At 37.8% G+C, this 505-nt stretch carries 1 protein-coding gene; it reads left to right on the forward strand.

The genetic code is table 11. The annotated features are described in order from the left end of the window. Nucleotides 1-24: 24 nt before the first annotated feature. The gene (locus tag ACFVYJ_RS13695) at nucleotides 25-459 is read left to right on the forward strand and encodes a lysozyme inhibitor LprI family protein (protein WP_419416166.1); all 435 of its coding nucleotides are present in this window, start codon (nucleotides 25-27) and stop codon (nucleotides 457-459) included. Nucleotides 460-505 lie beyond the last annotated feature (46 nt).

Consider the following 505-nt stretch of genomic DNA (forward strand, 5'->3'; position numbering starts at 1 on the left):
GTTATATGTAAATAAGGACATAACATGAAAAAAATACTTATCTTTTCATTATTACTTGCAAGTTCACTATCCGTAGGAGCTGATCCTCGTGAAAATGAGGAGCTCCATCCAATAGATGTCAATCTAACGCATTGCTTATCTCTTGAAAAAAACATGACTACTTCAGGAATGGAAAGATGCACTATTGAAGCCATAAAAGAGTGGGATTCAGAGTTAAATCGAACCTACAAAGCATTGATGAGCCAACTTGATACTCCTTCTAAAGAACAGCTTAAACTGGCGCAGCGAGCTTGGGTGAAATACAAAGAACTGGAAATCAAAAATATCTCTTCAATCTATAGATACAGCTTTCACAGTGGCAATGGTGGAAGCATGCTAATTCCTATGCAAGCTATGGATGAATTGGAAATCACCAAAAGTCGGACTTTAGAATTAACTGGGTATTTATCAATCATATAACAAGAAAAGCCATCCGACGCATACTGCGCGGCTGCTTTGAGCGTTA

This window comes from Pontibacter sp. JAM-7 (assembly GCF_048548695.2).
Lineage (GTDB): Bacteria > Pseudomonadota > Gammaproteobacteria > Pseudomonadales > Balneatricaceae > Neptuniibacter.